The sequence below is a fragment of the Acidovorax delafieldii 2AN genome, assembly GCF_000175235.1.
Classification (GTDB): Bacteria; Pseudomonadota; Gammaproteobacteria; order Burkholderiales; family Burkholderiaceae_C; genus Acidovorax; species Acidovorax delafieldii_B.
In genome coordinates this window covers 1-4,774 of sequence record NZ_ACQT01000265.1, presented here as the reverse complement: position 1 = coordinate 4,774, position 4,774 = coordinate 1, and the positions used below count along the sequence as shown (strand labels likewise).

The following is a 4,774-nucleotide window of genomic DNA, read 5'->3' as shown; positions in this document are numbered from 1 at the left end:
GCGCAGGCGCTGCAGCAGCTCGCCGCCCTCCCCATCGGCCAGCCCCAGGTCGAGCAGCACGGCGTCAAACCGCTCGGAGCGCAAAGCGCTCCACGCGGCCGCCACGCCGTCGCACACATCCACGGCATAGCCCCGCTGCCGCAGATTGCTGCGCAGCCCGTCGGCAATGCCCGCATCGTCTTCGATCACCAGGATTCGCATGGCCGCATTGTCACCGCGCCCGTGCCGCACAAAAAGATTAAGACACCGTTAAGCACCTCTGCCTATCGTGCGCGGCATGCCCTCCACGAGCCCCGCCTCCGCTGCGCCCTTCCATTCGCTACGCACCACCCTTGCCTGGACCATTGCATCGCTGGCCTGCCTGCTGGCGTGGGATGCCTTGGGCCAGGACCGCGCCCTGGCACACGCCTTCGGCACCGCCACCGGCTTCCCCATGCGTGAGCAGTGGTTTTTTGTGCAGGTGCTGCACGAAGGCGCACGCCGCGTGGGCTGGCTGGTGGTGCTGCTGCTGGCACTTGGCGTGTGGTGGCCGATGGGCGTGCTCAAGCGCATCGACATGGGAGAGCGCCTGCAACTGGCCATCAGCGCCCTGCTGGCGCTGGGTGTGGTGAGCATCCTCAAGAACCTGAGCGCCACCAGCTGCCCCTGGGATCTGGCCGAGTTCGGCGGCGTGGCGCGCTATGCCTCGCACTGGGCGCTGGGCGTCATCGACGGCGGCGGCGGACGCTGCTTTCCCGCCGGCCATGCCTCGGCGGGCTTCGCCTTCCTGGGCGGCTACTTTGCGCTGCGCCGCCGCCAGCCGCGTGCGGCACGCCTTTGGCTGGCCGGTTCACTGATTGCGGGTTTCATTCTGGGAGGTGCCCAGCAGGTGCGCGGCGCCCACTTCATGAGCCACACGCTGTGGACGGGTTGGCTGTGCTGGACCACCGGCTGGCTGTGCGATCTGGCCGCTACCGCGCTGCGCAGGCGCTTTCCGCTGGCCGACAGCCCGCTGCCACCCGAGTCACCTTCCCATGCTGTCCATTGATCTCGCCGTCTTTCATGCCTTGAACGCTGGCGTCACCACCCCCACCGTGGTGGTCGCACTGGCGCGGGCCATTTCGCAGTGGCTGCCAACGGCCGTTGGCGCCGGGCTGGCGGTGCTGCTGGCGGTGGGCAGCCCCCAGCAAAGGCGGGCGGTGCTGCTCGCCCTCGCCGCCATGCTGCTGGCATGGGCCGGCGTGCACCTCGTTCGCCTGTGCGTCGCAGCGCCGCGCCCGGCGCAACTCGGGCTGGGAATCCAGTGGATCGACCACGCGGCCCGCGCCAGCTTTCCCAGCATGCACTCCGCAGGGGCCTTCGCGCTGGCAGCGGGGCTGACACTGGGCGGAATGCCGCGCTTGGCGGCGGCGGCCTGGCTGCTGGCGGTGGCCATGGCCTGGAGCCGCGTGTGCCTGGGCGTTCATTTCCCCTCCGACGTGCTGGCGGGTGCGCTCACCGGCGCCATCGGTGCAGGGCTGGCCGACGGCCTGTGGACCGCCAGCCGCAAGCTCAACTGGCGCGGCAGATTTTCAGCATATTGGTCCCGCCAGGCGCGCCCATAGGCTCTCCGCAGGTGATGGCGTAAACATCGCCGCCCTGCACGATGTTGCGGCTCTTGAGGTGCCCCTCGGCCTGCGCCAGCGCCGTGTCGCGGTCGGCACTGGTGTCCATGAGCAGGGGCCGCACATTGCGGTACATCGCCATCTTGCGCTGCGTTGCCACCTTGGGCGTGAGCGCGTAGATCGGAATATGGCTGCGGTGGCGGCTCATCCACAGGGCGGTGGCGCCGCTGTCGGTCATGGCCACGATGGCCTTCGCCTCAAGGTGGTGCGCCGTGAACAGCGCGCCCATCGCGATGGACTGGTCGATACGCCCGAATGTGCGGCCGGTGAAATCGGCGTCCAGCCGGTGGTCTTCGGCCGCTTCGGCAGCGGCGCAGATCTTGGCCATTTCTTCCACGGTTTCCAGCGGGTAGCGGCCTGCGGCGGTTTCGGCGCTGAGCATCACGGCGTCGGTGCCGTCCAGCACGGCGTTGGCCACGTCGCTCACCTCGGCCCGGGTGGGCACCGGGTTGGTGATCATGCTTTCCATCATCTGTGTGGCGGTGATGACCACCTTGTCGAGATCGCGCGCCATGCGGATCATCTTTTTCTGCAGTGCAGGCACGGCCGCGTTGCCCACCTCGACCGCAAGATCGCCCCGCGCCACCATGATGCCGTCGCTCACGCGCAGGATGGCTTCCAGGTGCGGGATGGCCTCGGCGCGCTCGATTTTTGCGATCAGGCCGGGCTTGTGGCGGTACTCTGCGGCCGCCACGTTGCATAGCTGGCGCGCCATTTCCATGTCGGTGGAATTCTTGGGAAAGCTCACGGCCACATAGTCGGCCTGGAAGCCCATCGCGGTGCGGATGTCCTCCATGTCCTTGGCGGTGAGCGCCGGCGCGGTGAGGCCACCGCCCTGCTTGTTGATACCCTTGTTGTTGGACAGCTCGCCACCGATCTTCACCGTGGTGTGCACCGCCTCGCCGCGCACCGCGTCCACCGTGAGAACGATCAGTCCATCGTTGAGCAGCAGCACATCGCCCGGCTTCACATCGCGCGGCAGCTCCTTGTAGTCGAGCCCCACACCGGCCAGGTCACCCGGCTCGGTGCGCGAGGCATCGAGCACGAACTGCGCGCCCACTTCCAGTTGCACGCGACCCTCGGCAAACTTGCCGACCCGGATCTTGGGGCCCTGCAGGTCCGCCATGATGGCCACCTCGCGCCCCGCCCGCTGGGCCGCGGCGCGCACCGCCATCGCGCGGTCGATGTGGTCCTGCGCCTTGCCATGGCTGAAGTTCAGCCGCACCACGTTGACGCCGGCGCAGATCATGCGCTCGAGCAATTGCGGGTCGCTGGAGGCGGGGCCCAGGGTGGCAACAATCTTGGTGGCGCGGCGGGTGGACATGGCGGGGTGTCTCTTTCTCACTGAACGTGGAACGTGTAATTGAGTTTCCATTTTTACACGGAAGCAGTTACATCGGCGCAAACCGCCGTCCCGCCGCCATACCCAGCCCCTGCGAGGCTCTCGACAGCCGCCCGCCACGTTGCTCCCGCCCGGGGCGCACCAAAGAAAAGAATCGAAGGGCGCTATGCGGCGCGGGTCGCGCCACCGGGGCGCAGCTCAGGCGCGCATCAGGGCTTCGATCTCGTCGGCCTTCACCGGCACGCCGCGCGTGATCAGCTCGCAGCCGGCGGACGTGACGATGGCGTCGTCCTCGATGCGGATGCCCAGGTTGTGGAATGCCTCGGGCACCCCCGCCGCGGGCCGCACATACAGGCCCGGCTCAATGGTGAGGACCATGCCAGGCTGCAGGATGCGGCTGGGGCGGTTGGTGATGGTCTCGCCCGACAGCGGGTCCTTGCGCTCGCTCACCTGGCCCACCTCGCCGGGCTCCACGTAGCTGCCGCAGTCATGCACATCCATGCCCAGCCAATGGCCGGTGCGGTGCATGTAGAACTGGAAGTACGCACGTTTATCGATCACGTCCTGCGCCGCGCCCACCTTGTTCTTGTCGAGCAGGCCCAGGTCCAGCAGGCCCTGCGCCAGAACGGCCACGGTGGCGTCGTGCGGATCGGTGAACCGCGCGCCGGCCTTGGTCGCGGCCACCGCGGCCTCCTGGCTGGCCAGCACCAGGTCGTACAGCGCGCGCTGCGGCCCGGTGAAGCGGCCATTGGCCGGGAAGGTGCGCGTGATGTCGCTGGCGTAGCCATCGAGTTCGCATCCGGCGTCGATCAGCACCAGCTCACCGTCCCGCACGGGCGCGGTATCGGCGCGGTAATGCAGCACGCAGGCATTGGCGCCCGCCGCCACGATGGAACCATACGCGGGGTATTGCGAGCCGTGCTGACGGAATTCGTGCAGCAGTTCAGCATCGAGGTGGTATTCGCGCACCTCTTCGCCCGCCCGCAGCATGCGCGCCGAGCGCTGCATGGCGCGGACGTGGGCGCCAGCGCTGATTTCACTGGCGCGGCGCATGATGGCCTGCTCGTGCGCGTCCTTGACCAGCCGCATCTCGTCAAGCAGGGTGCACAGATCGCTTTGCTGCGCAGGGCACAGCGCGCCATGGCGCACGCGGGCGCGCACGGCATTCAGCCAGCCTTCCACCCGGGCGGCCAGGCCGCTGTGGGTGGCAAAGGGATACCAGACGCAGGCGCGGTTTTCCAGCAGGCGCGGCAGCTGCACGTCCTGCTCGCCGCTGGCGTGGGCGGCGTCCACGCCAAGCGCGGCCGGCGCCGCAGCCGGGCCCAGCCGGTAGCCGTCCCAGATTTCACGCTCCAAGTCCTTGGGCTGGCAGAACAGTGTGCTGCGGCCTTCGTGGGTGAGCACGAGGCAGGCCCCCGGCTCGGTGAAACCGGTGAGGTAGTAGAAATAGCTGTCGTGGCGGTACAGGAAATCGCTGTCCCGGTTGCGCTGGCGCTCGGGCGCCGTGGGGATGATGGCGATACCACCCGCACCCAGCTGGGCGGCCAGCCGCGCGCGGCGCTGGGCATAGACGGAAGGGGGCACGGAGATGTTCATGGCAGTTGCGGGGCAGGGGTGTTCAGTTCGGCCAGGCGTTGCGGCGTGCCCACATCGGTCCAGCGTCCGGTGTAAAGCGCAGCGCTTGCGCGGCCATTGTCCATCGCGCGGCGCAGCAGCGGCGCCAGAGGGGCTTTGATGCCCAGCGGGTTGCCCGGCGCGATGTCGCACCAGGGCGGGCCAAACAGTTCGG

Annotated in this window: 5 protein-coding genes and 1 pseudogene; 2 read left to right on the top strand and 4 right to left on the bottom strand. The window is 68.6% G+C overall.

Going from position 1 to position 4,774, the window contains the following annotated elements:
- The coding region (locus ACDELDRAFT_RS19295; protein WP_005799715.1) for a response regulator transcription factor at positions 1–201 on the bottom strand (201 nt) is incomplete at its 3' end.
- A gap of 76 nt (positions 202–277) precedes the next feature.
- On the opposite strand from ACDELDRAFT_RS19295, the gene ACDELDRAFT_RS19290 reads away from it, so the two are divergent.
- A complete protein-coding gene (locus ACDELDRAFT_RS19290) occupies positions 278–1,027 on the top strand; it encodes a phosphatase PAP2 family protein (protein WP_005799714.1) in 750 nt (249 codons plus the stop codon).
- The gene (locus ACDELDRAFT_RS19285; protein WP_005799712.1) at positions 1,014–1,583 is read left to right on the top strand and encodes a phosphatase PAP2 family protein; all 570 of its coding nucleotides are present in this window, start codon (positions 1,014–1,016) and stop codon (positions 1,581–1,583) included. Before ACDELDRAFT_RS19290 ends, ACDELDRAFT_RS19285 begins: the two co-directional genes overlap by 14 nt.
- On the opposite strand, the gene pyk is transcribed toward ACDELDRAFT_RS19285, so the two are convergent.
- The 3 genes and pseudogenes from pyk to ACDELDRAFT_RS19270 all read right to left on the bottom strand — a co-directional run.
- Entirely contained in the window at positions 1,531–2,967 is a 1,437-nt protein-coding gene (gene pyk / locus ACDELDRAFT_RS19280; RefSeq protein ID WP_005799711.1) for a pyruvate kinase, read from the bottom strand. The genes ACDELDRAFT_RS19285 and pyk overlap by 53 nt on opposite strands.
- Positions 2,968–3,183: 216 nt before the next feature.
- Positions 3,184–4,581: an aminopeptidase P N-terminal domain-containing protein gene (locus tag ACDELDRAFT_RS19275; protein ID WP_005799710.1), complete on the bottom strand. Its 1,398-nt coding sequence runs from the start codon at positions 4,579–4,581 to the stop codon at positions 3,184–3,186.
- Positions 4,578–4,774, bottom strand: a pseudogene (locus tag ACDELDRAFT_RS19270) (nucleotidyltransferase family protein); the annotation flags it as partial. The gene ACDELDRAFT_RS19275 and the pseudogene ACDELDRAFT_RS19270, both read right to left, overlap by 4 nt.